Origin of the sequence: Oceanisphaera avium, from assembly GCF_002157875.1 — a bacterium.
In the GTDB taxonomy this organism is placed as follows: domain Bacteria; phylum Pseudomonadota; class Gammaproteobacteria; order Enterobacterales; family Aeromonadaceae; genus Oceanimonas; species Oceanimonas avium.
Genome location: NZ_CP021376.1, coordinates 1,261,710 through 1,283,795 on the forward strand (window position 1 = coordinate 1,261,710; position 22,086 = coordinate 1,283,795).

22 protein-coding genes are annotated in these 22,086 nt (G+C 48.1%); all 22 read right to left on the minus strand.

Annotated elements, in window-relative coordinates; translation table 11 throughout:
* Positions 1-8 precede the first annotated feature (8 nt).
* Positions 9-764 carry a protein phosphatase CheZ gene (locus CBP12_RS05760; protein WP_086965402.1) on the minus strand — a complete coding sequence of 252 codons (756 nt, stop codon included), beginning with the start codon at positions 762-764 and terminating at the stop codon, positions 9-11.
* 13 nt (positions 765-777) lie between these two features.
* Positions 778-1,149: a chemotaxis response regulator CheY gene (gene cheY, locus CBP12_RS05765; protein WP_456299467.1), complete on the minus strand. Its 372-nt coding sequence runs from the start codon at positions 1,147-1,149 to the stop codon at positions 778-780.
* 220 nt (positions 1,150-1,369) lie between these two features.
* A complete protein-coding gene (locus tag CBP12_RS05770) occupies positions 1,370-2,089 on the minus strand; it encodes an RNA polymerase sigma factor FliA (RefSeq protein WP_086963591.1) in 720 nt (239 codons plus the stop codon).
* Positions 2,073-2,957, minus strand: coding sequence for a MinD/ParA family ATP-binding protein (locus CBP12_RS05775; protein ID WP_086963592.1), 885 nt, complete (start codon positions 2,955-2,957; stop codon positions 2,073-2,075). The genes CBP12_RS05770 and CBP12_RS05775 overlap by 17 nt, the downstream gene beginning before the upstream one ends.
* Positions 2,950-4,452, minus strand: a complete 1,503-nt coding sequence (gene flhF, locus CBP12_RS05780; protein ID WP_086963593.1) for a flagellar biosynthesis protein FlhF — start codon at positions 4,450-4,452, stop codon at positions 2,950-2,952. Before flhF ends, CBP12_RS05775 begins: the two co-directional genes overlap by 8 nt.
* 28 nt (positions 4,453-4,480) lie before the next feature.
* The gene (gene flhA, locus CBP12_RS05785; RefSeq protein WP_086963594.1) at positions 4,481-6,583 is read right to left on the minus strand and encodes a flagellar biosynthesis protein FlhA; all 2,103 of its coding nucleotides are present in this window, start codon (positions 6,581-6,583) and stop codon (positions 4,481-4,483) included.
* A gap of 119 nt (positions 6,584-6,702) precedes the next feature.
* Positions 6,703-7,848, minus strand: coding sequence for a flagellar biosynthesis protein FlhB (flhB, locus tag CBP12_RS05790; protein WP_086963595.1), 1,146 nt, complete (start codon positions 7,846-7,848; stop codon positions 6,703-6,705).
* Positions 7,849-8,637: a flagellar biosynthetic protein FliR gene (gene fliR, locus CBP12_RS05795; protein ID WP_086963596.1), complete on the minus strand. Its 789-nt coding sequence runs from the start codon at positions 8,635-8,637 to the stop codon at positions 7,849-7,851. It abuts the gene before it with no gap.
* A 136-nt stretch (positions 8,638-8,773) separates the two neighbouring features.
* The gene (gene fliQ / locus CBP12_RS05800) at positions 8,774-9,043 is read right to left on the minus strand and encodes a flagellar biosynthesis protein FliQ (RefSeq protein WP_086963597.1); all 270 of its coding nucleotides are present in this window, start codon (positions 9,041-9,043) and stop codon (positions 8,774-8,776) included.
* Positions 9,044-9,793, minus strand: coding sequence for a flagellar type III secretion system pore protein FliP (fliP, locus tag CBP12_RS05805; RefSeq protein WP_086963598.1), 750 nt, complete (start codon positions 9,791-9,793; stop codon positions 9,044-9,046).
* 56 nt (positions 9,794-9,849) lie between these two features.
* Positions 9,850-10,224, minus strand: a complete 375-nt coding sequence (gene fliO / locus CBP12_RS05810) for a flagellar biosynthetic protein FliO (RefSeq protein WP_232455162.1) — start codon at positions 10,222-10,224, stop codon at positions 9,850-9,852.
* Positions 10,224-10,655, minus strand: a complete 432-nt coding sequence (fliN, locus tag CBP12_RS05815) for a flagellar motor switch protein FliN (protein WP_086963599.1) — start codon at positions 10,653-10,655, stop codon at positions 10,224-10,226. The genes fliO and fliN overlap by 1 nt, the downstream gene beginning before the upstream one ends.
* A complete protein-coding gene (gene fliM / locus CBP12_RS05820; protein WP_086963600.1) occupies positions 10,652-11,710 on the minus strand; it encodes a flagellar motor switch protein FliM in 1,059 nt (352 codons plus the stop codon). Before fliM ends, fliN begins: the two co-directional genes overlap by 4 nt.
* A 7-nt stretch (positions 11,711-11,717) precedes the next feature.
* Positions 11,718-12,191: a flagellar basal body-associated FliL family protein gene (locus CBP12_RS05825; RefSeq protein ID WP_086963601.1), complete on the minus strand. Its 474-nt coding sequence runs from the start codon at positions 12,189-12,191 to the stop codon at positions 11,718-11,720.
* Positions 12,192-12,263: 72 nt separating this feature from the next.
* On the minus strand, positions 12,264-14,351 hold the full coding sequence (locus CBP12_RS05830; protein WP_157420053.1) for a flagellar hook-length control protein FliK: 2,088 nt from the start codon (positions 14,349-14,351) through the stop codon (positions 12,264-12,266).
* 134 nt (positions 14,352-14,485) lie between these two features.
* The gene (gene fliJ, locus CBP12_RS05835; protein WP_086963603.1) at positions 14,486-14,932 is read right to left on the minus strand and encodes a flagellar export protein FliJ; all 447 of its coding nucleotides are present in this window, start codon (positions 14,930-14,932) and stop codon (positions 14,486-14,488) included.
* Positions 14,933-15,149: 217 nt separating this feature from the next.
* A complete protein-coding gene (gene fliI / locus CBP12_RS05840) occupies positions 15,150-16,499 on the minus strand; it encodes a flagellar protein export ATPase FliI (RefSeq protein ID WP_086963604.1) in 1,350 nt (449 codons plus the stop codon).
* A complete protein-coding gene (fliH, locus tag CBP12_RS05845) occupies positions 16,486-17,322 on the minus strand; it encodes a flagellar assembly protein FliH (protein ID WP_086963605.1) in 837 nt (278 codons plus the stop codon). Before fliH ends, fliI begins: the two co-directional genes overlap by 14 nt.
* Complete coding sequence (gene fliG, locus CBP12_RS05850; RefSeq protein ID WP_086963606.1) at positions 17,319-18,365, minus strand: flagellar motor switch protein FliG; 1,047 nt, start codon at positions 18,363-18,365, stop codon at positions 17,319-17,321. Before fliG ends, fliH begins: the two co-directional genes overlap by 4 nt.
* The gene (gene fliF / locus CBP12_RS05855; RefSeq protein WP_198341892.1) at positions 18,358-20,052 is read right to left on the minus strand and encodes a flagellar basal-body MS-ring/collar protein FliF; all 1,695 of its coding nucleotides are present in this window, start codon (positions 20,050-20,052) and stop codon (positions 18,358-18,360) included. Before fliF ends, fliG begins: the two co-directional genes overlap by 8 nt.
* Before the next feature lie 26 nt (positions 20,053-20,078).
* Entirely contained in the window at positions 20,079-20,393 is a 315-nt protein-coding gene (gene fliE, locus CBP12_RS05860) for a flagellar hook-basal body complex protein FliE (RefSeq protein WP_086963608.1), read from the minus strand.
* A 252-nt stretch (positions 20,394-20,645) separates the two neighbouring features.
* Complete coding sequence (locus CBP12_RS05865; RefSeq protein WP_086963609.1) at positions 20,646-22,073, minus strand: sigma-54-dependent transcriptional regulator; 1,428 nt, start codon at positions 22,071-22,073, stop codon at positions 20,646-20,648.
* Positions 22,074-22,086 lie beyond the last annotated feature (13 nt).

The window sequence follows — 22,086 nt, forward strand, 5'->3', positions numbered from 1 at the left end:
TTTTCTCCTTAGAATCCCAAACTGGACAGTAGATCATCTACGCCATCCTGATCTGAGACCACATCTTCGCGATGCTCTTTATTCAAGATCGGGCCTTCAGCAGTGATGTCAGCTACCTTGGATTTTTTAGCCTCAGCTTTTTGCTGAATGGCTTCCATCCCCGGTAGACGGCCAAATACCGTTAAAATAGCCACTAACTTAGCTTCAACCTCTTGCACCAAATTAATCACTCGACGGATCATTTGGCCGGTTAAATCTTGATAATCTTGTGCCATTAAAATTTCGGTCAGCAAGTTACGCAACTGGTTAGCGTCTTGCTCTGAATTGTGTAAAAAACCATCCAACTCAGTACATAAGTCTTTAAACTTATTCAGCTCTAATTGACGAGCCATCAACTCTCGCCAACCCGGTAATACACTGGTGATGTTATCACTCAAGCGATCGGCTATAGGTAAGCTGGCCTCTACCGCATCCATGGTGCGATTAGCGGCTTTGTCCGTCATGTCAATCACGTAGCTTAAACGCTCACGGGCATCAGGAATTTCGCTTTCGGCAAGCTCGGGTAGCCGAGGATCGTTACGAAACTCTTGTAAAGAGTCATGTAATTGGCGCGTTAATTGGCCTACTTGCTCAACCAAGTCTTTAGCTTGAGGCATGCAAACGTCGGTGAGATAACGATCGGCGCCGTCTTGATCTCCCCGCTCTAACATGGCCACTAAAATTTTGGCTTGTTCTAGGTTGATCGTGCTTTTATTCACTGCCATCTCGCTGCCTTTTTTATCCAATGCGCTCGAATACCTTCTCGAGTTTTTCTTTAAGCGTGCCCGCGGTAAAAGGCTTAACTACATAGCCATTCACACCCGCCTGAGCTGCGGCAATAATTTGCTCACGTTTCGCTTCCGCCGTTACCATAAGCACCGGCAAATGTTTGAGCTTATCGTCAGCACGAATAGCTTTTAACAAGTCGATGCCTTGCATACCGGGCATATTCCAGTCTGTGACTACAAAATCGAAATCAGAGTTTTTTAACATCGGCAATGCCGTTAGCCCGTCATCAGCTTCATGAGTATTATTAAACCCAAGATCTCGCAGTAGGTTTTTAATAATCCTGCGCATGGTGGAAAAGTCATCCACAATCAGGATTTTCATATTTTTATCCAAGCAATTTCTCCTTCCTCAGCCTCAACTTGGCCGCTGAACATGGCTAATAGTTTATCTATATCGACCTAATAAACGTTAACTTAAGTCGCATATTGAGTGAAAACTCATTAATCGACTACGAGCGTGCTATTTTGACGATTTAATGCTCAATTTATTAAAAATAATAATTACTTAGTGCGCATCTTCACCAAATTAACCTAACAAAAAATTACTGCCACACCTGTAATTTTGCGCGTAAGCGGTGCATGGCTTGGCTATGAATTTGGCTCACTCGCGACTCACTGACTTCAAGCACTTCGCCAATTTCTTTTAAATTTAATTCTTCGTCATAATACAAAGACAGCACTAAGGCTTCGCGCTCAGGCAAGGTTTTAATGTGACTGGAAAGCGCGCTTTGAAAACGCTGTTTAGCCATATTATCGAAGGGGTTTCCCTCTTGATGATTCATATCGAGTTGGTTGTCGATACCGCTTTCAAATTCATCCATTTCGATAATCTTGCCATTGCTGGTATCGAGCAACATGGCGTTATAGCTTTCAATGCTCACGCCTAACTCTTCAGCGACTTCGCGATCGGTGGCATTACGCCCCTCCCGCTTTTGTACGCTGGCAATCGCTTGTGCCACTTGGCGGCTGTTTTTATGCACGGAGCGCGGCACCCAATCGCCGCGACGAATTTCATCCAACATGGCTCCGCGAATACGAATTCCGGCAAAGGTTTCAAAGCTGGCCCCTTTACTGGCATCAAAATTTCGTGTTGCTTCTAGCAAGCCCACCATGCCCGATTGAATTAAGTCATCCAATAAGACGCTATCAGGAAGTCGCGCCAGCATATGATGAGCAATTCTGCGCACCAAACCGACGTGGCGTTCCACTAACTGGTTGCTTTGCTGCCTGGCATAAGCCAGTGCTTTATTTACTCCAGACATTGCTCTGTGCCACCGGCGGATTGAGTAGATTTTCGATAAAAAATTGTAAGTGCCCTCCCGCCCGCTCCGGCGCCGGCCAGCTTAGCGCTTTATTGGCGAGCGCCTTAATGGCCATGGCAGAGGGCGACTGAGGATATTGATTAACCACAAGTGTTTGACGGCGCACCGCTAAGCGTAAATTGCCATCAAAGGGCACACAGGCAACCAGCTCTAAGGCCGCATCTAAAAAACGATCGGTAACGCGGGTAAGCTTGGCGAATAATTCTTGGCCTTCTCGTTGACTGCGTACCATATTGGCCACAATTTTAAAGCGAAACACACCGTAATCTCGGGACAATATTTTAATTAAGGCGTAAGCATCGGTAATAGAAGTGGGCTCATCACAAACAATCACCATGACTTCTTGCGCAGCGCGAGAAAAGCTTAATACCATGTCAGAAATACCGGCGGCGGTGTCGACCAGCAAAATATCAATCGGCGTTTGCATCTCACTAAAGGCACGAATTAAGCTGACATGCTCGAGCGGCGTCAACTCAGTCATCGACTGATTACCGGAGGTGGCCGGAATGATCATCATGCCTTGTGGCCCTTCCACCAAGACCTCATCTAAGCTGCACTCACCGCGCAGTACATGAGATAAGTTACGGGTCACGCGAATGCCAAGCAAAACGTCAACGTTCGCCAACCCTAAGTCAGCATCTAACACCATGACTTTTTTACCCATGGCGGCCATCGCCGAGGCCATATTAAGCGTGATATTGGTTTTACCCACGCCGCCTTTACCACCGGTGACTGAGATAACCTGTACTCTGCTGGTTTTTTGCATAAGCCGCAGTCCACTCGCCTGGTCGTGAAACCAATTATTCATAAAAACGCGCATCCTCTTCATCGGACTCTGAAGATTCCCAATAGTAGGGGTCTTCTCGACGCTGTTCTAAGTTACCTAAAGCTTGTTTAACTAATTCTTGCCCATTAGCTAAACGCAAGTCTTCTGGTACCCGTTGCCCGTCTGTGATGTAGCTGATGGGTAAGCTATTTTGAATACTAATATCGAGCACATCGCCCAGTGATAAGCTTTCATCTAACTTAGTGAGAATGCAGCCCGCCAGCGGAATACGGCGAAAATGATCTACTGCTTCTTGTAGCACGCGCCGTTGAGCCGTAGCCGGCAGCACTAAGTAGTTACGAATTTTAATTTGCTTATCACCCACTAAGGTGTCGAGTTGTTCGTTTAATCGTAAATCTCGCTGTCCCATACCCGCGGTATCAATCAACACTAAACGCCGATGACGCAGCTGATACAGCGTTTGCGCTAACTCTTGATAAGTGCGCGCTTGTTTAACAACCACGCCCATAATGCGACCATAAGTTTGCAGCTGCTCGTGAGCCCCAATGCGATAATGGTCGGTAGTAATAAGCGCTATTTGATCGGCGCCGTAGCGCGCGGCAAAGCGCGCCGCTAATTTAGCAATGGTGGTGGTTTTACCCACTCCCGTTGGCCCTAATAGCGCCACCGCCCCGCCTTGGCGTAAAATTTCATCTTCGCCTGTTAACAATTGCTGGTTAAGCGCACTTTCAATTTGGCTCCAAGCTTCATGGGGCGGCGCTTGGTCATTGATGCGCATCGCTAATTGATCGGCAAAACCATCACTAAAACCCAATTCATTTAATTGTTTAATTACCAAGGCGCGCACCGGCTCACGGCGCTCCACTTCTTGCCACATAAGGCCACTGACTTGATGTTCAAGTAGGCGGCGAATGCTAGCAATCTCTTGGCGCATGGCGCTCAGCTCTTTATCTTTAGCGCTTTCTTTGCGCTTAGTTTCACGGCTGTCATGTAAAGGGGCAGTATTTAGCGCATTGGCGAGCGGACTTAAGGTAGGCTCACGGCGACGACCATAACCCGCTGCTTGATTATTGGGATCGCGACGCTCAGTGGCTTTATTTTCAAGCAGCGCATCGCGACTCGCATAGCGCCCGGCTTCTCGCCCTGCCTTTAAACCGGCGGTTAAGGGCGACTGAGGTGCTAAACGGGGATCATTCCAATCCACCTGCTCGGCCAGAGTTTGTGGCGAGGGTGCCTGACGGCCGCGCATTAACAGCGATTGCAAGGTTTCTACTTGCTCTTGTTCATTTAGTGGCGGAACAAATTGACGCGCATGCGACGATATTTTGACATTGTCGTCATGCAAAGGTCGTTGTATAGGGGTAGCTGAAGGTTCATCGTCATCTACGGCTGCCACAATTTCTATGCCGCCCGAGACTTTTTTGTTAGACATGATCACCGCATCATTGCCAAGTACTTCTTTAACTTCGGCTAATGCAGAGCGCATATCTTTGGCAAAAAAACGTTTTATCTTCATTTAACTCCCACCCTAGGGTTGCTGACACCTATTGTTGCTGGCCACCGACTGACGCCACAATGCGGATTTGGCGGTCATCAGGCACTTCCTGATATGACAACACCCGCAAACTGGGAATCGTATGTTTAACAAAACGCGCCAAAGTGGTGCGCAACATTCCCGAAGTCAACAATATTGCCGGCTGTCCTTCCATTTCTTGATTGGCCGCAGCCTGTGCTAATGATTGCTGCATCCGCTCTGCAAGACCTGGCTCTATGCCACTGCCTTGAGCGCCGCCTGCTTGTAATGAGTTCTGCAAGATTTGTTCCAACTCTGGCGCCAAGGTAATAACCGGTAATTCTCGCTCGATACCGGCAATTTCTTGCACCATAAAACGGCGCAAAGCGATACGACAGGCCGCCGTTAATACTTCTGGATCCTGGCTCTTAGTGGCGTATTCAGTCAGCGTTTCTAAAATGGTGCGCATATCACGAATGGTGACCCCCTCGTGCAGCAAGCTTTGTAATACTTTAGTGACTAAGCCTAAGCTCATGGTGTTGGGCACTAGGCCCTCCACTAATTTCGGATTAGTGTGGCCAATTTGGTCAATCAGATTTTGTACTTCTTCATGGCCTAATAATACGGAAGCGTGGTTAGTTAATAACTGGCTTAAGTGGGTAGCGACCACGGTGGCGGCATCCACGACTGTGTAGCCTAAGCTTTGTGCTTGCTCAATTTGGTCTTTGCTAATCCAAGTTGCTTCTAAGTCAAAGGCGGGATCGCGAGTGTCGATACCTTGTACCGGACCAAACACTTGGCCGGGATTAATGGCTAATTCGCGCTCAGGATAAATTTCAGCCGAGCCTGAGCTCACCCCCATCATGGTAATTTGATATTCATTAGGGCCAAGCTCTAAGTTATCGCGGATATGTACCGCAGGAATTAAAAAGCCTAACTCTTGAGAAAGCTTTTTACGCACGCCTTTAATACGACTTAGTAACTCGCCGCCTTGCGCTTGGTCTACTAGGCTGATTAAGCGATACCCCACCTCAAGACCTATGGTATCTACCTGAGTTACATCATCCCAGCCCAGCTCTTTCACTTCAGTACTGGCCGGTGGCGGCGCTAATTCTTGGGCTACTAATTCTTTAGCGACGCGCGTATTGCGCTTGGCTGTCCACCACGCGGCAAATCCGGATAAACCACCTAACAGCAAAAAGGCGAAATGGGGCATACCTGGCACTATACCCATGGTAATTAATAGGCCGGCAGCAATAGCTAGGGATTTTGGATTATCAAATAACTGGCCCAACATGGCTTCACCCATGTCTTCACTGTTATTTTGGCGAGTAACAATAATGGCCGCGGCAATAGAGAGCATTAAGGAGGGAATTTGTGCGACTAACCCATCACCTATGGTTAATAGCGTATAAATTTTTGCCGCTTCAGCAAAGGACAAACCATGCTGCGCCATACCAATAATAAAACCGCCAATGATATTAATAAATAAGATCATGATGCCGGCGATAGCATCCCCTTTTACAAACTTAGAGGCACCGTCCATAGAGCCATAAAAATCGGCTTCTTGAGTCACTTCAGCCCGACGGCTGCGCGCTTCATCTTGATTAATTAAGCCAGCGTTTAAGTCCGCATCAATGGCCATTTGTTTACCGGGCATGGCGTCTAGGGTAAAGCGGGCACTTACTTCAGCAATTCGACCGGCACCTTTGGTAACCACGGCAAAGTTAATGATCATTAGGATCAAAAACACAATTAAGCCCACGGCGTAGTTACCCCCGATCACCACATTACCAAAGGCTTCAATAACGTTACCGGCCGCCCCTTCACCTAAGTGGCCCTCTAATAATACAACTCGTGTGGAGGCCACGTTTAGCGCTAAACGCAGCAAGGTAGCCACTAATAACACGGTAGGAAAGGCAGCAAAATCCAGCGGCCGTTTGCTATAAACAGCCACTAATAAGATGACTAAGGCGAGAGAAATATTAAAGGAGAACAAAATATCCAGCAAAAAGGCCGGGATAGGCAAAACTACCATGCCTAATGCCGCTAGCACCAATAAAGGGGTGCCTATGCCCTTGCTGAACCAGGAGTTCCAAGGGCCAAGTTGCTGTAATTTGTCCTTAAATGCCATTGCTATTGACTTGTCACTAAAGAAAGATACTCAAGCCATGCAATAAACGAGCCAAAAGGATTGAGGTCTGGTGATTAGGGATTAGGGATTAGGGATTAGGGATTAGGGAGCATGAATCGCTAACGCGCCTCGTCTACTTTTAAGTCATCGGGGATGGGCAAGTCATCTTTTAGCGCAGTGGGTTTGCGCCCTTGACCTTTGCGCCAGTTATTAAGCTGAAACACATAGGCCAGCACTTGTGCCACCGCCACAAATAAGCCCTCGGGAATTTCGCCACCTATTTTAGTCGAAAAATAAATAGCGCGAGTTAAGGGCGGCGAAGAAATAACGGGAATTTCATACTCACGGGCAATTTCGCGAATTTTTAGTGCGATTTCATCTTGGCCCTTGGCAACCACTTGCGGCGCGGCACCGGGCATAAACTTGTCATAGCGTAGCGCCACTGAAAAGTGCTGCGGATTCACCACTACCACATCAGCATCGGGCACATCCGCCATCATGCGCCTATTAGCCATTTCTTGCTGCATGCGCCGAATTCGCCCTTTTACTTCTGGCTTACCTTCACTGTTTTTATATTCGTCTTTAATTTCTTGCAGCGTCATTTTTAACTGGCGAGTGTGGTTCCAAATTTGAAAGGGCACATCAATGGCCACGATCGGCAGCAAGGCTAAACACAGTACCAAGCCCATTTTTAGCACTAAGCTGGTCGCATCCACCATGGCGTGAGGCAAACTCTCATTACTTAAGCGTAAAATATTATCGAATTGTCCCCATAATACTGAAATGGCCAAGGTGGCAATAAAGACCACTTTAGCAATCGACTTGAGCAGCTCCACCATCGACTGCACACCAAACATACGCTTTAAGCCTTTAGCTGGGCTCATTTTATTGAGCTTGGGCATCATGGCTTCACTGCTAAAGTTAATGCCGCCCAATAAACTATTTCCCACCAAGGCGGCCACCAGCACAATGGCAAACAAACCCATCAGTGGCCATAACAGTGCAATTAGGGAGTCACGAAAGGCAGGCAGCATCGTTTGGGGATCAAATATCGCTGCGCGATCCAGAGAAAAATTGGCCTTAAATACCTTAAATAAAGCGAGCGCCAGCGCATCGCCCACCATCATTAAACCAAAAGCACCACTGAGTAACACCGCCGCCGTGCCTAGCTCCTTGGAGCGAGGAATTTGGCCTTTTTCTCGCGCTTTACGGATTTTTTCAGCGGTGGGCTGTTCGGTTTTTTCTTGGCCATCTGACTCTGCCATTTAGCCTCCTTCGCAGGTGAGCTGCAAAGTATCACACATCACCATTTGAATGCGCTGCCACTGGTTTTCAAAGTGCCCTAAAAAGCCACCTAGCGTGAGCCATAAAATAAATAAACCACACACCATGCTCACCGCAAAACCAATACTAAAAATATTTAGTTGCGGCGCGGCGCGCGTCATAATGCCAAAGGTAAAGTTAATTAATAACATCGCCACTATCGCCGAAAGCGCCATGGCCACTGCGGCATAAAATAACATGCCTAGCAGCCCCGCCAGTTGGCGCCAGCTCGCCACACTAATGCCCGACATAGACACCGGCAGCGTATCAAAGCTATAAATAATGGCTTGGATCATCACTAAATGACCATTGAGCGCCAAAAATAATAAGGTGCCTAGCATTAAATAGAGCTGGCCCACCACTGGCGTAGACTGACCATTGAGCGGATCTACCATAGAAGCAAAGCCTAAACTGGTTTGCATAGCAATCACTTGGCCGGCGGTTACAAAGGTTTGTAATAAAAACTGTGACAATAAGCCCACCGCAGCGCCAATTAATACTTGTTGGGTGGTGATTAAAAAGCTGGCTAAAGAAAATAAGGGTACATCGGGCATGGGCGGCAGCACAGGCGCCACCGCAATCGTAATGGCTACCGCTAATAATAAGCGGGTATACATAGGCGTTAAGTTAGCGCCAAACATCACCATGGTCATTAGCATACCGGCAATGCGAAATAGCGGCCATAAATAGCCAGCCAGCCAGAGTAGTATTTGCTCAGCTGAAAAATTCACTGCCACCCCTTTAAAAACTTAAAGCCGACGATTAATACCGTTTAAGCGCTGCTGTTGTTATCCGTTTTCATTCGGTGTACTAAACTCACTTTGCTAGCCACCACTGTCTTATTGGCCTCGAACCGCTAGCTGTCAGTTAACCAATCACCTGCGGTATTTGTTCAATTAATTCATAAAAAAAGTCCATTAACATACCAAAGCCCCAGTGAGCGCCCACGGCCAAGCCGCCCAGCGTCACCAGTAAACGCGGTAAAAAACTTAAGGTTTGTTCGTTAATAGAGGTCGCAGCTTGGAAGATAGCCACCGTTAAGCCAATTGCGAGGCTGGGTAAGATAACCGCCGACACTAATACGGTGACTAGCCATAGTGCACTGCGAAATATATCTACAAAGACTTCTGGGCTCATTTATCCCGCTCCTAAGCCAAAGCTGTTAGCTAATGTCCCCATAATTAAGCTCCAGCCATCCACCAGTACAAACAACATGAGTTTAAAGGGCAAAGAGATAATCATCGGCGATAGCATCATCATACCCATTGCCATCAAGATACTGGCCACCACTAAGTCGATTACCAAAAAAGGTAAAAACAACATAAAGCCAATTTGAAACGCCGTTTTTAGCTCACTGGTCACAAAGGCAGGAATAATTACCCGCAGCGGTACTTCGGCTTCATTGTTCACTTGAATATTGGCGATATTAAGAAAGGTGTCCAGATCTTTAACCCGCGTTTGTGACAACATAAAATCGCGCATCGGTAACTCTGCCAACGATAACGCTTCTTTAGAGGTAATCTCTTCTGCCAAATACGGCTGCAAGGCACTGTCATTTATTTTGTCTAATACCGGAGACATAATAAAAAACGATAAAAATAAGCTAATGCCGATTAATACTTGGTTATTAGGACTTTGCTGTAGCCCCATCGCTTGTCGTAAAATTGACAGTACAATAATAATGCGCGTAAAAGACGTCATCATAATGACGATAGCCGGCAAAAAAGACAGCGCCGTCATTAAAGCCAGCACTTGTAGGGTTAAGCTGTATTCTTGGCTGCCATCTGGGTTGGTAGACACAGTCACTGCCGACATGCCTTGCTGGGCAAATGCCGGGCTCGCCACAACTAATAATAAGGGCCAGCACTTAATAAGGCCGGCTAACATAACAGACAGCCTACTTTTGTGCCGATGGAGCAAAGCACTCCCTTTATTGCCAAGCATTAGCGTTCCTTGTTTAATGGCGTGGTGATAATAGTTGGCTGAGTATCTGTGATAGTGTCTGCGCTAACTAAGGGCTGAGCCAGTGCACCTAAGTCGGAAATTTGCTGGGCAGTGACACCTAATAAGCGTTGCTCCTTGCCCACTTGCACCACAATAATACGCTCACGTTGCCCAAGGGAGAGAGAAGCCACAATTTTAAGTTGTTTACTGCCCCCTAAAAAGGCGGCGCTGCGCAGACGGCGTAAAATCCAGCCTAAAACAAAAATGGCACCAATCACCAGTAACGACGACAAAGCCCACGAGTCCCATTTTATCTCGGGCCCTTCGGCCATGGCCGGCACTGGCAACAAAGCAAGCAACCATAAAGTGCGCATTATTTAAGCTTCTTAATGCGTTCAGTTTGACTAATCACATCCGTGAGTCGAATGCCAAACTTATCGTTTACCACCACTACTTCACCGTGGGCGATTAAGGTGCCGTTAACCATGACATCCAGCGGCTCACCCGCTAATCTATCTAACTCCACCACCGAGCCTTGATTAAGCTGCAATAAATTACGAATGCTAATTTGAGTGCGCCCCACTTCCATAGAAATGGTCACCGGAATATCTAAAATAGCATCTAACTTACGCCGTTCATCACCGGATAACGCCTTATTGTTAGGATCATTAAAGTCATCTAACTCAACGGGCTTAGCCGTATCTTCTGGCTCTGGCTCTTTGCTTGCGGGCTCGGCGTCTTTTTCCGTCTGCTCAGCCATGGCTTCGCCCCAAACATCATCTATCTCGTTTTGTTCATCACTCATGACGCATCCTCGATGGTTCTTTCTAATTCTTCTAACTCAGCTTCACCGTCGATCCGAATGCCGCGACGGGTAACCTGATTAAGTTCAGTTTTAAAGGTATCTGGCTTTTTAATTTTTTCGGTGATGCGCACCGCCATTTTATCGTTAGCACGGCCCAGCTGCCCCCGAAAACTCGGTAAGCCCTCTACCGACATTAACAAATGCTCGGGCATTTCTATGGGAATAATATCGCCGCTTTGCAGCTCCATAATGTTGCGCAAACTCAGCTCTTTTTCGAGCAAGCGCACCGACATATCTACTTTAACATCGAGAATTTCATCACGCAGCGCCTTACTCCAGCGCAAGTCGTTTTCGCCTTTATCACTTTGCACACCCGCATCCAGCAACTCGCGGATTGGCTCTAACATGCCATAGGGCATAGTGACATGAAAATCGCCGCCACCACCATCAAGCTCAATATGAAAAGAGCTGACCACCACCACTTCGGTGGGGCTGACAATGTTGGCCATGGTGGGGTTAACTTCTGAGTCTAAATACTCAAACTCCACGTCCATCACCGGCGCCCACGCTTCTTTATAATCTTCAAATACGAGTTTAAGCAGCAGTTGAATAACGCGCCGTTCAGTAGGCGTAAATTCTCGGCCTTCAATTTTGGCATGGCGACCATCGCCACCAAAAAAATTATCCACCAAAATAAAAACCAGCCGCGCTTCCATGGTCACCAACCCTATGCCTTTTAACGGGCGAAAGCGCACCATATTTAAACTGGTCGGCAAAAATAGAGAGTGAACATATTCACCAAACTTAATCATTTGCACGCCATTCACCGACACTTCTGCAGTGCGGCGCATCATGTTAAATAAACTAATGCGCATGTGTCTGGCAAAGCGTTCATTCACCATCTCAAGGGTGGGCATGCGCCCACGCACAATGCGGTCTTGAGAAGAAAAATCAAACATGGAAACGCCGCCCGTATTACCGGCCGACTCTTCATCTACATCATCCACCCCGTGTAACAGGGCATCTATTTCATCCTGAGATAAAAGATCGCTCACGATTCACCTATTGCATTACGATACTGGTAAACAGTACTTTTTCGACTAAAGGCTTACCTAATTCTTCAGTCAGCACTGCATTCAGTTCATCAAGCGCTTCTTGCCTGACAGCGAGTTTACCCTCTGCCGTGAGGTAATTATCGGCGGTTTGCCGACTAAACACGGTGAGGAGAGTACTTTCAAGTAAGGGCAGATGGCGCTGGGCCTCGGCTTGGCCTTGATCGCCGCGTACCATCAGTTGCACTTCAATTTGCACTAAGCGCTCGCGCCGCCCCGCCACCACCGGGAAAATAAAGGGCCGCGATAAGCCGATATATAAAGCTTTATTATCTACCACCGGCTCTTTTTCTACCTTATCTGCAGAAGAGGACAAGAAGAAATAAGCGCCCGCACCACCGCCGGCAAGTAACAGCACAATAATAATTAAAATAAGTTTACGTTTGTACCATGCCACTTTTGGCATAGTCAGATTGTCTGCCATGATTACCCTTATTACTTGCGTGATAGGCGTTAATAAATGCGCCGCTTAGCGCCTTTAGTGTAGTGATTTTCTTTAAGCAAAAAAGTCTATTTTGGCCGCTGTTGAGTCTAATGGTGCGCGGGATCGCAAATTGGATACTTGCTCTTGCACCTCATCACCACTTGGCGAGTAACTACGCCACTGGCTAGCATTGGCCTCACCCGCACTGGATTGCGGCTGTTGCTCCGCTGACTGTTGGCCAGCTTGCCCTTGCGCCGAGCCTTGAAAAGGCGTGCTACTTTGGCCGCCACTCTGGTTATTATGTTGCTGATTAGAGTGTTGCTGGCCCGTTTGCTGCTGATTGCCTTGATTAAGGTTCATGCCCTGCTGCTGGAGCATTTCGCGAAGCCTAGGCATAGCTTGCTCAAGCGCCTCGCGCGCGGCCGGATGGCTGGCCACAAACTGTACCTGTACTTCCCCTTGCTCCATGCGTATTTGAATACGCATGGCACCAAACTCGGAAGGATTAAGTTTAATTTCTGCTTCTTGTAAATTCTGACTGACCACTACTTGTGCTTGCTGTGTTAGCTGTTTGGCATTTTGCTCCGCTGAGCTATGCAAATTAAGGGCTTTATCTAGCATGGCGGTGCGCTCTGGCGTAGGTGCTAATAAGGGTTGCTCGCGCTGCATCAGCGCCGGATTAACCTCGGCTTTTAGGTTATCTAGCGTATCGGTACTTTGCTCTGCTGTACTTTCATCTCCCACTGGGCTGGCAATAAAGGCCGCGCGCGCTGCAACTTGCTCACTTTTTATCTGTTCGGTGGTCAGTGGTGGCAAATGTACATTCGCAGCGTCTGTTTTAACAGAGGAAGCGCTTACTTTTGGCTTATCAGCATCTTGGGACCAACGACGGCCATGTTCAATTTGGGCAAGCCACTCCGGAGCCGCATTGGTTAGCGCCTCGGGCGCGCGACTCCCAGGCTTGGCAAGCTTTTCGGCCACTTGCAGCTCAATCTCAATGTCATTTTGTGCCAGCAAGACTTGTGCGGCTTGCTCTTTAGCATTAGCAGGCGGCTGGGGTGTAACGCCTTGGCGTTGCTCAAGTGCTTGACTACCTAATTCACTGCGTTTTTCAGCAGATGATAAGCGAGCAGCTTGCTCGTCGTTTAGGCCCTGTTGGGCATTTAAGTCACTGCCACTCTCTACACTAGTGCGTTGAGAGGTTGCCAACTGAGCAGCCGTAGATTGTGGCTCATTGCTGGAGCCACTTATTTTTTGCTCAGCAGTGAGAGGCGTAAAACTAGGCGGCAACGAAGTGCCGCCTTGGGATGAGCGTTTAGCTTCGCCGGCTTTTAGCTCAGCGGTGGCATCTTGTTGAGCGGACTTAGGCGTAACCTGCTCTAGTGTAGAGTCCACAGCTTTAGGTGCTGTCGATTGTTCAGCAGCAGAGTTATTGTCACCGCTATTAAGGCGGACTTTGGCGGTGTCGTCTATGTTAACTTGCGACTTAGAAGCTGCTTTTTCAGTCTCTTCAGCGTCGACTTGCGTTTTTGGAGCTAGTTTTTGCTCATCTTTAGCTAAGCGCTCTGCAGTGAGAGCCGAGCTATCACTCTCTTCTTGCGAGACATTAGGCTCAATTTTTTGCGGCGAAACCACTGCCAAAGTGGGCACTGTGCTATGAGAGGCCGCCGGCTCAGTAGTAACACTTACCGCAGGATCCGCTTCTTCATCAACAGTGTCTAAAGCTGAGGCTGAGTCTTTAAGGGCAGCGTTTGCTACTTTAGTAGCCGACTCATTAGCTCGCTCAGCGACTGGAGCATCGCTGTCTGCTATTGCAGCTTCGTTTTTTGTTTTACTGTTTTCTATGTCACCGTTTTTAATATCCGTGTTGTTAACGCCCGTGTTCTTAACGTCAGCGTTTTCTACGCTGTTATTCTCAGCGCTGTCTTTTTCAAGATTACTATTTTCAAGATTACTACTTTCAAGCTGACTGGGAGCAGCCTGTGCAGGAGCGTCTTTGGCTGGCAAAGCTTGATGCGTCGCTTGGGAGCTTGACTCTTTTGAAAGTAAATCGGCAAAAGCGGCACCCTCGCCCTTTGAGCCAGCTTCTAAAGAAGAACTTGCTTTAGCAGTGAGTTCAACATTTGCAGGTGCAGTTACCGATAGTATATTCATGGTCATAGTTAGCGTTCCCCATCTAAGCGGCGGCAATGTTTGCCTAAGAGCGCGCATCGCTCGCCCACTTTAATCAATGCAAGAAGCGAACCAAGATTTTAATTACCGATGAACACTGACCAAGAACAGTAAGATGAAAGCTAGCGATTGTCTTTCTTTTGGCTATAAAAACGGTGTAAAGTGAGCTCATCGAGCATTTTTTGCTCTTGTTTATCTTGCTCTTTTTGCTTGCGCTCGGCTTCACGCTCTAAGAGGGTTTCTATGGCTTGTTTGCGTGCTCGTACTGCCAGCCAAGCACTGCGACTTTGCTCTAACTGCTGTTTAGCCGTGTGCAAACCTTCCATCTGTTGAGTTTGTGCTACTTCCAGCTTATTAATAAAGCCTTGAAAGTGATTAAATTGATTAGCGCTTAAACCTTGCTGGCCACGTGCATGAAAGTCTTCGCTGTAGTTGCGTTGATATTGACTAAGCATTTTTTGTTGTTGCTGCATTTGCTGCAGCTGAATTTGTGCCGCCGTTAATTCGGCCGAAGCTTGCCGCTCTTTATTATCCAGTTGTTCTAATAATAAATGCAGTGCTCTGCTCATGGCTTTCTCTTAGTCAATGTTGATGGGTGAGTGGTGAATGGTGAATGGTGAATGGTGAATGGTGAATGGTGAATGGTGAATGGTGAATGGTGAATGGTGAATTTTAACTCCCTAATCACTAATCCCTCATCACTAATTCCTATTACCCAATCCCTAATCACTAGTATCAACTCCCCAATCCCTAGTCCCTCACCACTAATCCCTAGTCCCTTGTCCCTCACTGCTGTGCTCGTAGTAGTGGTGCACTAATATTAGCTAAGTCTGCCAAACACATCGGCATTTCTACTACATCAGTCATACTTTGCGTTAAAAAATGCTCTAAACGAGGGCGGATTAAAATCGCCATATCAATGCGCGGATCGGCCCCCGACTGATAGGCCCCTAAGTTAATTAAGTCATGATTTTGCTGATACAAAGCATAGGCTTGCTTTACCGCACGGGCTTGCTGCTGATGCTCTTGAGTGGTGACTGCGGTCATGACGCGGCTAATGGACTTTTCAATATCAATGGCTGGGTAATGGCCGCTATCGGCTAATTGGCGGGATAACACAATATGACCGTCTAAAATGGCGCGCGAGGCATCGGCAATGGGGTCTTGTAAGTCATCGCCTTCGGTTAACACGGTAAAAAAAGCGGTGATACTGCCCTGCCCCTCGGCGCCATTACCGGCGCGCTCCACTAAAGCAGGTAAGCGAGCAAACACCGAGGGCGGATACCCTTTACTGGCCGGCGGCTCGCCCACGGCCAGTGCTATTTCACGCTGCGCCTGAGCATATCGAGTTAGTGAGTCCATCAGCAGCAATACATTTAGGTTTTGATCGCGAAAATACTCGGCTAACGTCAATGCAGTTTCACAGCCTTTAAGGCGCATTAGCGGCGATGCATCTGCGGGTGCGGCCACTACCACTGCTCGCTCTCGCCCTTCCAGCCCTAAAATTTCATCAATAAACTCTTTTACTTCTCGGCCCCGCTCGCCAATTAAACCCACTATCACCACATCGGCTTTGGCGCCGCGGGTCATCATGCCTAATAGCACACTTTTACCCACCCCAGAGCCGGCAAATAAGCCCATGCGCTGACCTTGACCCACTGTAATCAAGGCATTGATGGCGCGCACGCCTACATCCATCACTTCACGTATAGGTTTGCGGGCCATGGGATTTAAGCGTTGGGCACTAAAATCAGCGGTATTGCTAGTAACAATGGGGCCTAAGCCATCAAGCGGCTGGCCAATACCATCAATCACGCGCCCTAATAACTCCATGCCTACCGGCACGCCCTCGCCTTGGCCAACAGGCGTCACCCGCGCACCTGGGATCACGCCTTTAAGTGATTCACTGGGCATTAAATAAAGTTTATCGTCAGAAAAGCCCACCACTTCGGCATCCATATCGCCAAAGAGTGTTTGAATTTTACACAAACTGCCCACAGCTGCGGTACAGCCCACGGCTTCTAACGTGAGCCCGACAACGCGGGTTAATTTACCACTAGCGGCCATGGCCGGCACTAAGCCTTGAGTTTGGTAGCTGGCCAGTCTTTTAGATAAGGAAGGACTAGTCTGTACCATGGAAGCGGGCCCAATTTGCATGTAAAAAATTGGCCATTAGCTCATCAATACGCCGCGCTAAACTGACATCTAGCTCAGATAAGGCCGTTTTTACTTTGACATCGCCGCGCGCCAAACTCGGCTCGCTTATTAACTGCCAATGGCGCTTCGCTAAGCTGCGCTCATCAAAGTGTGCTTCTAAAATCGTTAAGTCTTCGGGATGGACATACAAAGTGATAGCGGTGGTGTCGCCATGATGTTCGGTGTTGGGCAAGGCAGAGATAGCTTCTTGTACGGTCGCTAACAATAATTGCGGCGAGGTGGTCGCTTCTTGTTTTAATAAATTACGAGCCAGCTCAATGGCCAAGGTGACTAAGCTTTGCTCAACGACTTTATCGACTTGCGCTAATGGCGCTTGCAGTTGAGAGATTAATTGTTGCCACTGCGCTACTTGCTCGGCAATCTGCGCTCGCCCCTCTTCTAAGCCTTCTTCTTTGCCTTGGCTTAACCCCGCCTCGTGGCCTTGTTGTAAACCCGTTAAGCGTCCTTCTTCTTGGCCCGCCGCTATCCCCTCTTGTTTACCTTGGGCAAAGCCTTCTTCATAGGCGGCTTGGCGAATTTCTTCTAGCGCTTCAGCGGTGAGTGGCTCAGGTTCTTCCGAATAGTCTGGCACTTCTTCTACTAGTGCGGCTTGGCGCTTAATGTTTAGTGCTTGTTCGGCGTCAGCCACGGGGGCGGCGTTAGCATCACTTAAGTCAGGCCAAGCCCAATTATCTAATTCAATGTCGGGGTTAAGCCCAGCCGGAATACGCCCCGGCTTAGCGCCATAGGGATGGCGACTCATATAAAGTCATCTCCACCACCTTTAGCCAGCATTAAGTCACCACTTTCTGCTAAGCGACGGGCCACGGCCAAAATTTCTTTTTGTGCCAATTCAACATCACTCACTCGCACCGGCCCCATGGCTTCTAAGTCATCTTGTAGTAACTCAGCAGCTCGCTTAGACATATTGTTTAAGAACTTATCTTTAAGCTGATCATCGGCGCCTTTTAAGGCTCTTTGTAGCAAGTCACCGGTTACTTCACGCAACAACATTTGTATGCCTCTGTCATCCACATCAATCAGATTTTCAAAAACAAACATTAAGTCTTGGATCTTCATGCTCATTTCTTCGTCTTCATCACGAATGGCATCCATTAGGGTGCCTTCAATGGCGGTATCCAAGTAGTTCATAATATTAGCCGCCGCTTTTAAGCCGCCCATTTTCGCCGCTTTTGCCCCACTTTGGCCGGCAAACTGTTTCTCCATAATATCGTTTAGCTCTTGCAGTGCCGCAGGTTGGACTTCTTCAAGCTCGGCAATTCGCATCACTAAGTCTAAGCGTACTGGCTCCGCAAATTGTTGCAAGATTTCTGCAGATTGCTCAGGATCTAAATAAGATAAAACAATAGTTTGAATTTGTGGGTGTTCATTTAAAATAATACCTGCCACTTGGCGAGCATCCATCCACTTTAATGAATCAAGACCACGAGAGCCGGCGCCGGCACTAATTTGATCGACTAAGCGCCCCGCTTTATCTTCACCTAAGGCCGCCACTAAGGCATTACGCACAAAGTCTTGGCTGCCTACGCCAATTTTGGTAAAGCGCTGAATATCTTCAATAAATAAGCGGTGCACCGCCCCCACCCGATCGGGGCCAAAATCACCAACTGCCGCCATCTTCATGCCTAGGCGTTGGACTTGTTTTGGGTCGAGGTGGCGAAAAATTTGCGCTGCATCTTCTTCGCGCAGGCTAAGCATTAATAAAGCCGCTTTTTCGGTGCCGGTCATTTTATCCAGCACTTTACGTTGGTCTTCTGTGACCGTTAGTTGTTCTTCACTACTCATCGGCTTTCACCCAATCTCGAATAACTTGCGCGGCTAAGTCTGGCTCGTTAGCGACCAAGGCGCGAATAGCACTTAGCACATCTTCATCTTTATTTAGATCAGGCAATTGTAAGCGCCCTTCGCGAATACCAAACATGCCCTCATCTTGCTCGGCTTGTTGTGCCAATAGCGTTAAGTCATCACTGCCTAATAAGGCATTTTGGCCATCTAAATCAAACTCAGGCGGTAACTCTTCTTGGCCCAGTAAACGGCGCACCATGGGTCGTACTAAAGTAAGCAGCAACACCACCAACACAATCACCGCACCTATAATGCGCATCATGTGTAAAAACCACGCTTGCTGATAAAACGGCATGCCAGTGACTTCATCCATTACTGGACGATTAAAAGGCACGGCTACCACTTCAATGGCATCGCCGCGGCTTACATCAAAGCCAAGGCCACCGCGTAATAAGCGATCAATACGGGTGAGCTCTTCTTCATTAAGGGGCACCCGCGTCACAGTGCCATCTTCACTCACGACTTCTTTATGATCCACAGCTACCGACACCGTTAAGCGGCGCACATCGCCGGTGGCGTTTTGGCTATGACTAATGGTGGTGTCGAGCTCAAAGTTACGGGTCGCCTCTTTTCGTGAGCGATCGTTGCGCCTTTGTTGCTGAGCACTAAGCTCACTGGCATCTTCTGGAATATCAGACTCACCGGGCGGTTGATTGGTCAGCGCCCCAGGAATACCCAGCGCGCCTAGGCCAGAGCTGGTGTCTTCCATGACCATTTCGGAGCGCACCGCCGGCAGATCCGGGTTAAAAGATTTAACGGTTTGCTCGGTGCGAGTAAAGTCTAAGCGCACATCCACTTCGGCGGTATAATTACCAAGCCCTAGTACCGGACTCAAGATAGCGTCGATTTTTTGACGATATTCACGTTCTTGTTTTTGTTGTAGTTCAAATTCTCGACGGTTACGCGCCGATAACGGATCTTGTGAGCCGGAATTTAACAGCCGACCATTTTGATCCGTCACGGTAACTTTATCGGGTGTCATTTCTGGCACCGCCGAAGCCACCGTATCTACAATAGAGTCCACTTCTTCTTGGCGCAGCGTACTGTTACGGCGCAGGTTTAGCACCACAGTGGCACTGGGTTGGCGCTTATCGCGCACAAAGACGTTTTCTCTAGGAATGGCTAATAGCACTTGCGCTTTACTAACACTATTAAATTGCTCAATCACGCGTGCTAATTGGCGCTCACGGCTTAAGTTAAGTCGCTCACGCTCTAAGCGCTGACTAATACCAAAGCCGGGATCGGATAATAAAATGGAGTCACCCTCAGGCGGGGCTTGCTGCAAACCAGAGCGGCGCAGATTTAATTGAATATCAGAGAATTTATCGGCACGCACCAGAACGGTATTGCCTTCAATTTTATATTCTACTTTTTGGCTATCTAAATAATCCAGAGTTTCAATCAGCTCTTGATTATTGTACATGCCCAAGGGGCGCATTTCGGGCTCTTTGCCCCACAGCAACAGAAATACCGCCAGCGCTAAGCAAATTGCCAGCGCCAACACAATAATCACCTGTCGCAAAATATCGGTATTGCCCAATAGCGCAAACGGCGTGCTTTTTTGCTCTTCTGCCTCCAACGAGTTTTCATCGCTGGTGGTTAGTGCATTTTTGTCGGTATCCGCCATTGGATTATCAGCCACCCATCACTTCCTTATACCGGCATATTCATAATAGTTTTATAAGCTTCCACTACTTTGTTGCGCACCTGTACTGTGGCATCAAAGGCAATACTGGATTTTTGTGCCGCTATCATGACACTTTCAAGGCTAACTGACTCATCACCAGTTTCAAAACGGGTACGCAAATCATCGGTGCTGTGCTGTAAACCGTTAACATTGCCTACTGCTTGGCTGAGTAAGGCGGCAAAATCTTGCTGGGGCGCCACATTATTCGCTGGCACCAATGGGCGCAGCTCACTTTGCATGGCCTGCATTTCTGACAATAAAGATGCAGCTTGAATATCCATGGGCGTAGGCTCCTGCTTACATAAAGATAATTAGAGAGGCTGTGAATACTTAGGAGGGGCTATTTCTTTCACTCCAAGCACGCAGCTAATACTAAGCACCATGCAAAACATAGGCCAGCATGGCATAAACGTGGCGGTTATTAGAAAAGAGCCGGCGTTTAGCTAAAGCCTAAGCGCCGTTGGCAGACTAGATGGCAACCACTGTACGGCATAAGATGCGCGCATTACAAAGTGCAAGGCGAGTTCTGTTAACTAAATCTCAAAACCTACTTCACGCATCCGCGCCAGTTTATAGCGCAAGGTGCGCGGGCTAATACCTAATTGCGCGGCTACTTGTTGGCGATTACCGTCATGAGCTTGCAATGCCTGCCAAATAATTTGTTGCTCTTGGCTGGCCAACTCTTGGCTTAAGTCCTGTGCTTTTGCAGTGTAATTGTCACTTTTCTCCGGCGCACTGGCTGCAAAAGGCTGAGTAGCTGTGGGCTGATTTATAGCAGTTGAGGGCTCAGTTACAGGCAGCGATTGCAGTGGCGCTAATAATTCATCCAGTAAAATATCTGCTGCATCTATTTGCTCTCCTTGCGCTAAAATTAATGCCCGCTGAATAACGTTACCTAATTCACGCACATTACCTGGCCACTGCCACGCTTGTAATCGTGCCTTGGCGCCCTCGGTTAAGGTAACTTGCTTGCGCCCAAGCTCTTGGGCATAGCGCTGCACTAAATACTGTGCCAAGGGCACTATGTCTCCGGGGCGCTTGGCCAAGGCTGGCCAATGCAGCGGAAACACATTTAATCGATAAAATAAGTCTTCTCTAAAGCGCCCCTCGCGCACCGCTTGGCGCAAATCACGGTTACTGGTGGCTAACACGCGCACATCTAAGCTAATGGTTTTTCGCCCGCCTAAGCGCTCTACTTCTCGCTCTTGTAACACCCGCAGTAATTTTGCCTGTAGGTTTAAGTCCATCTCGGTAATTTCATCAAGCAACAACGTGCCCCCATTCGCCTGCTCAAATTTACCAGGGTTCGCTTGCACCGCACCGGTAAAGGCACCTTTTTCATAACCAAACAAGGTTGCTTCTAACATATTGTCGGGAATAGCCGCACAATTTATGGCAATAAAAGCGGCATTCGCGCGCTCCGATTGTTGATGAATATAGCGCGCTAGCACTTCTTTACCGGTGCCACTGGGGCCGGTGATCATGACGCTAGCACCCGACTCCGCCACTCGCTTGGCTAATTGTAATAACTGAACACTGCTGGCATCGCCCACTATGGGTTGACCATCATTGGGGCTGGCTTCCACCACATAACGCGACACTAAATTTAATAAGGTATCTGGCGTAAAAGGCTTAGCTAAATAATCCACAGCCCCGGCGCGAATAGCAGTGACTGCACCCGATACTTGGGCATACGCCGTCATCACTAATACCGGTAAGCCTGGAATACGCCGATTTATCCAGTCCAATAAGCCAAGGCCATCCATTCCCGCCATTTGCACATCGGTGATCACCAGCTTGGTGCTGTGCTGTTGCAGCCACACAATAGCCTGCTCGGCACTATCTAGGCCGGTGCAAGAAAACCCTGCCAACAATAAGGTGTCTTGCAGCGCTTCTTGCAAGCCGGTATCGTCTTCTACTAATAAGATATCAACCACTTCTGGCTGCACTTCTTGAGTCATGAAACACGGCTCC

What these genes read in the sequence shown, in the direction of transcription:
- CBP12_RS05760 (WP_086965402.1), bottom strand. Translation starts at nt 764, where the DNA reads ATGGCAGTGAATAAAAGCACGATCAACCTAGAACAAGCCAAAATTTTA.
- cheY (WP_456299467.1), bottom strand. Translation starts at nt 1,149, where the DNA reads ATGAAAATCCTGATTGTGGATGACTTTTCCACCATGCGCAGGATTATT.
- CBP12_RS05770 (WP_086963591.1), bottom strand. Translation starts at nt 2,089, where the DNA reads ATGTCTGGAGTAAATAAAGCACTGGCTTATGCCAGGCAGCAAAGCAAC.
- CBP12_RS05775 (WP_086963592.1), bottom strand. Translation starts at nt 2,957, where the DNA reads ATGAATAATTGGTTTCACGACCAGGCGAGTGGACTGCGGCTTATGCAA.
- flhF (WP_086963593.1), bottom strand. Translation starts at nt 4,452, where the DNA reads ATGAAGATAAAACGTTTTTTTGCCAAAGATATGCGCTCTGCATTAGCC.
- flhA (WP_086963594.1), bottom strand. Translation starts at nt 6,583, where the DNA reads ATGGCATTTAAGGACAAATTACAGCAACTTGGCCCTTGGAACTCCTGG.
- flhB (WP_086963595.1), bottom strand. Translation starts at nt 7,848, where the DNA reads ATGGCAGAGTCAGATGGCCAAGAAAAAACCGAACAGCCCACCGCTGAA.
- fliQ (WP_086963597.1), bottom strand. Translation starts at nt 9,043, where the DNA reads ATGAGCCCAGAAGTCTTTGTAGATATATTTCGCAGTGCACTATGGCTA.
- fliP (WP_086963598.1), bottom strand. Translation starts at nt 9,793, where the DNA reads ATGTTAGCCGGCCTTATTAAGTGCTGGCCCTTATTATTAGTTGTGGCG.
- fliO (WP_232455162.1), bottom strand. Translation starts at nt 10,224, where the DNA reads ATGCGCACTTTATGGTTGCTTGCTTTGTTGCCAGTGCCGGCCATGGCC.
- fliN (WP_086963599.1), bottom strand. Translation starts at nt 10,655, where the DNA reads ATGAGTGATGAACAAAACGAGATAGATGATGTTTGGGGCGAAGCCATG.
- CBP12_RS05825 (WP_086963601.1), bottom strand. Translation starts at nt 12,191, where the DNA reads ATGGCAGACAATCTGACTATGCCAAAAGTGGCATGGTACAAACGTAAA.
- CBP12_RS05830 (WP_157420053.1), bottom strand. Translation starts at nt 14,351, where the DNA reads ATGACCATGAATATACTATCGGTAACTGCACCTGCAAATGTTGAACTC.
- fliJ (WP_086963603.1), bottom strand. Translation starts at nt 14,932, where the DNA reads ATGAGCAGAGCACTGCATTTATTATTAGAACAACTGGATAATAAAGAG.
- fliI (WP_086963604.1), bottom strand. Translation starts at nt 16,499, where the DNA reads ATGGTACAGACTAGTCCTTCCTTATCTAAAAGACTGGCCAGCTACCAA.
- fliH (WP_086963605.1), bottom strand. Translation starts at nt 17,322, where the DNA reads ATGAGTCGCCATCCCTATGGCGCTAAGCCGGGGCGTATTCCGGCTGGG.
- fliG (WP_086963606.1), bottom strand. Translation starts at nt 18,365, where the DNA reads ATGAGTAGTGAAGAACAACTAACGGTCACAGAAGACCAACGTAAAGTG.
- fliF (WP_198341892.1), bottom strand. Translation starts at nt 20,052, where the DNA reads ATGGCGGATACCGACAAAAATGCACTAACCACCAGCGATGAAAACTCG.
- fliE (WP_086963608.1), bottom strand. Translation starts at nt 20,393, where the DNA reads ATGGATATTCAAGCTGCATCTTTATTGTCAGAAATGCAGGCCATGCAA.
- CBP12_RS05865 (WP_086963609.1), bottom strand. Translation starts at nt 22,073, where the DNA reads ATGACTCAAGAAGTGCAGCCAGAAGTGGTTGATATCTTATTAGTAGAA.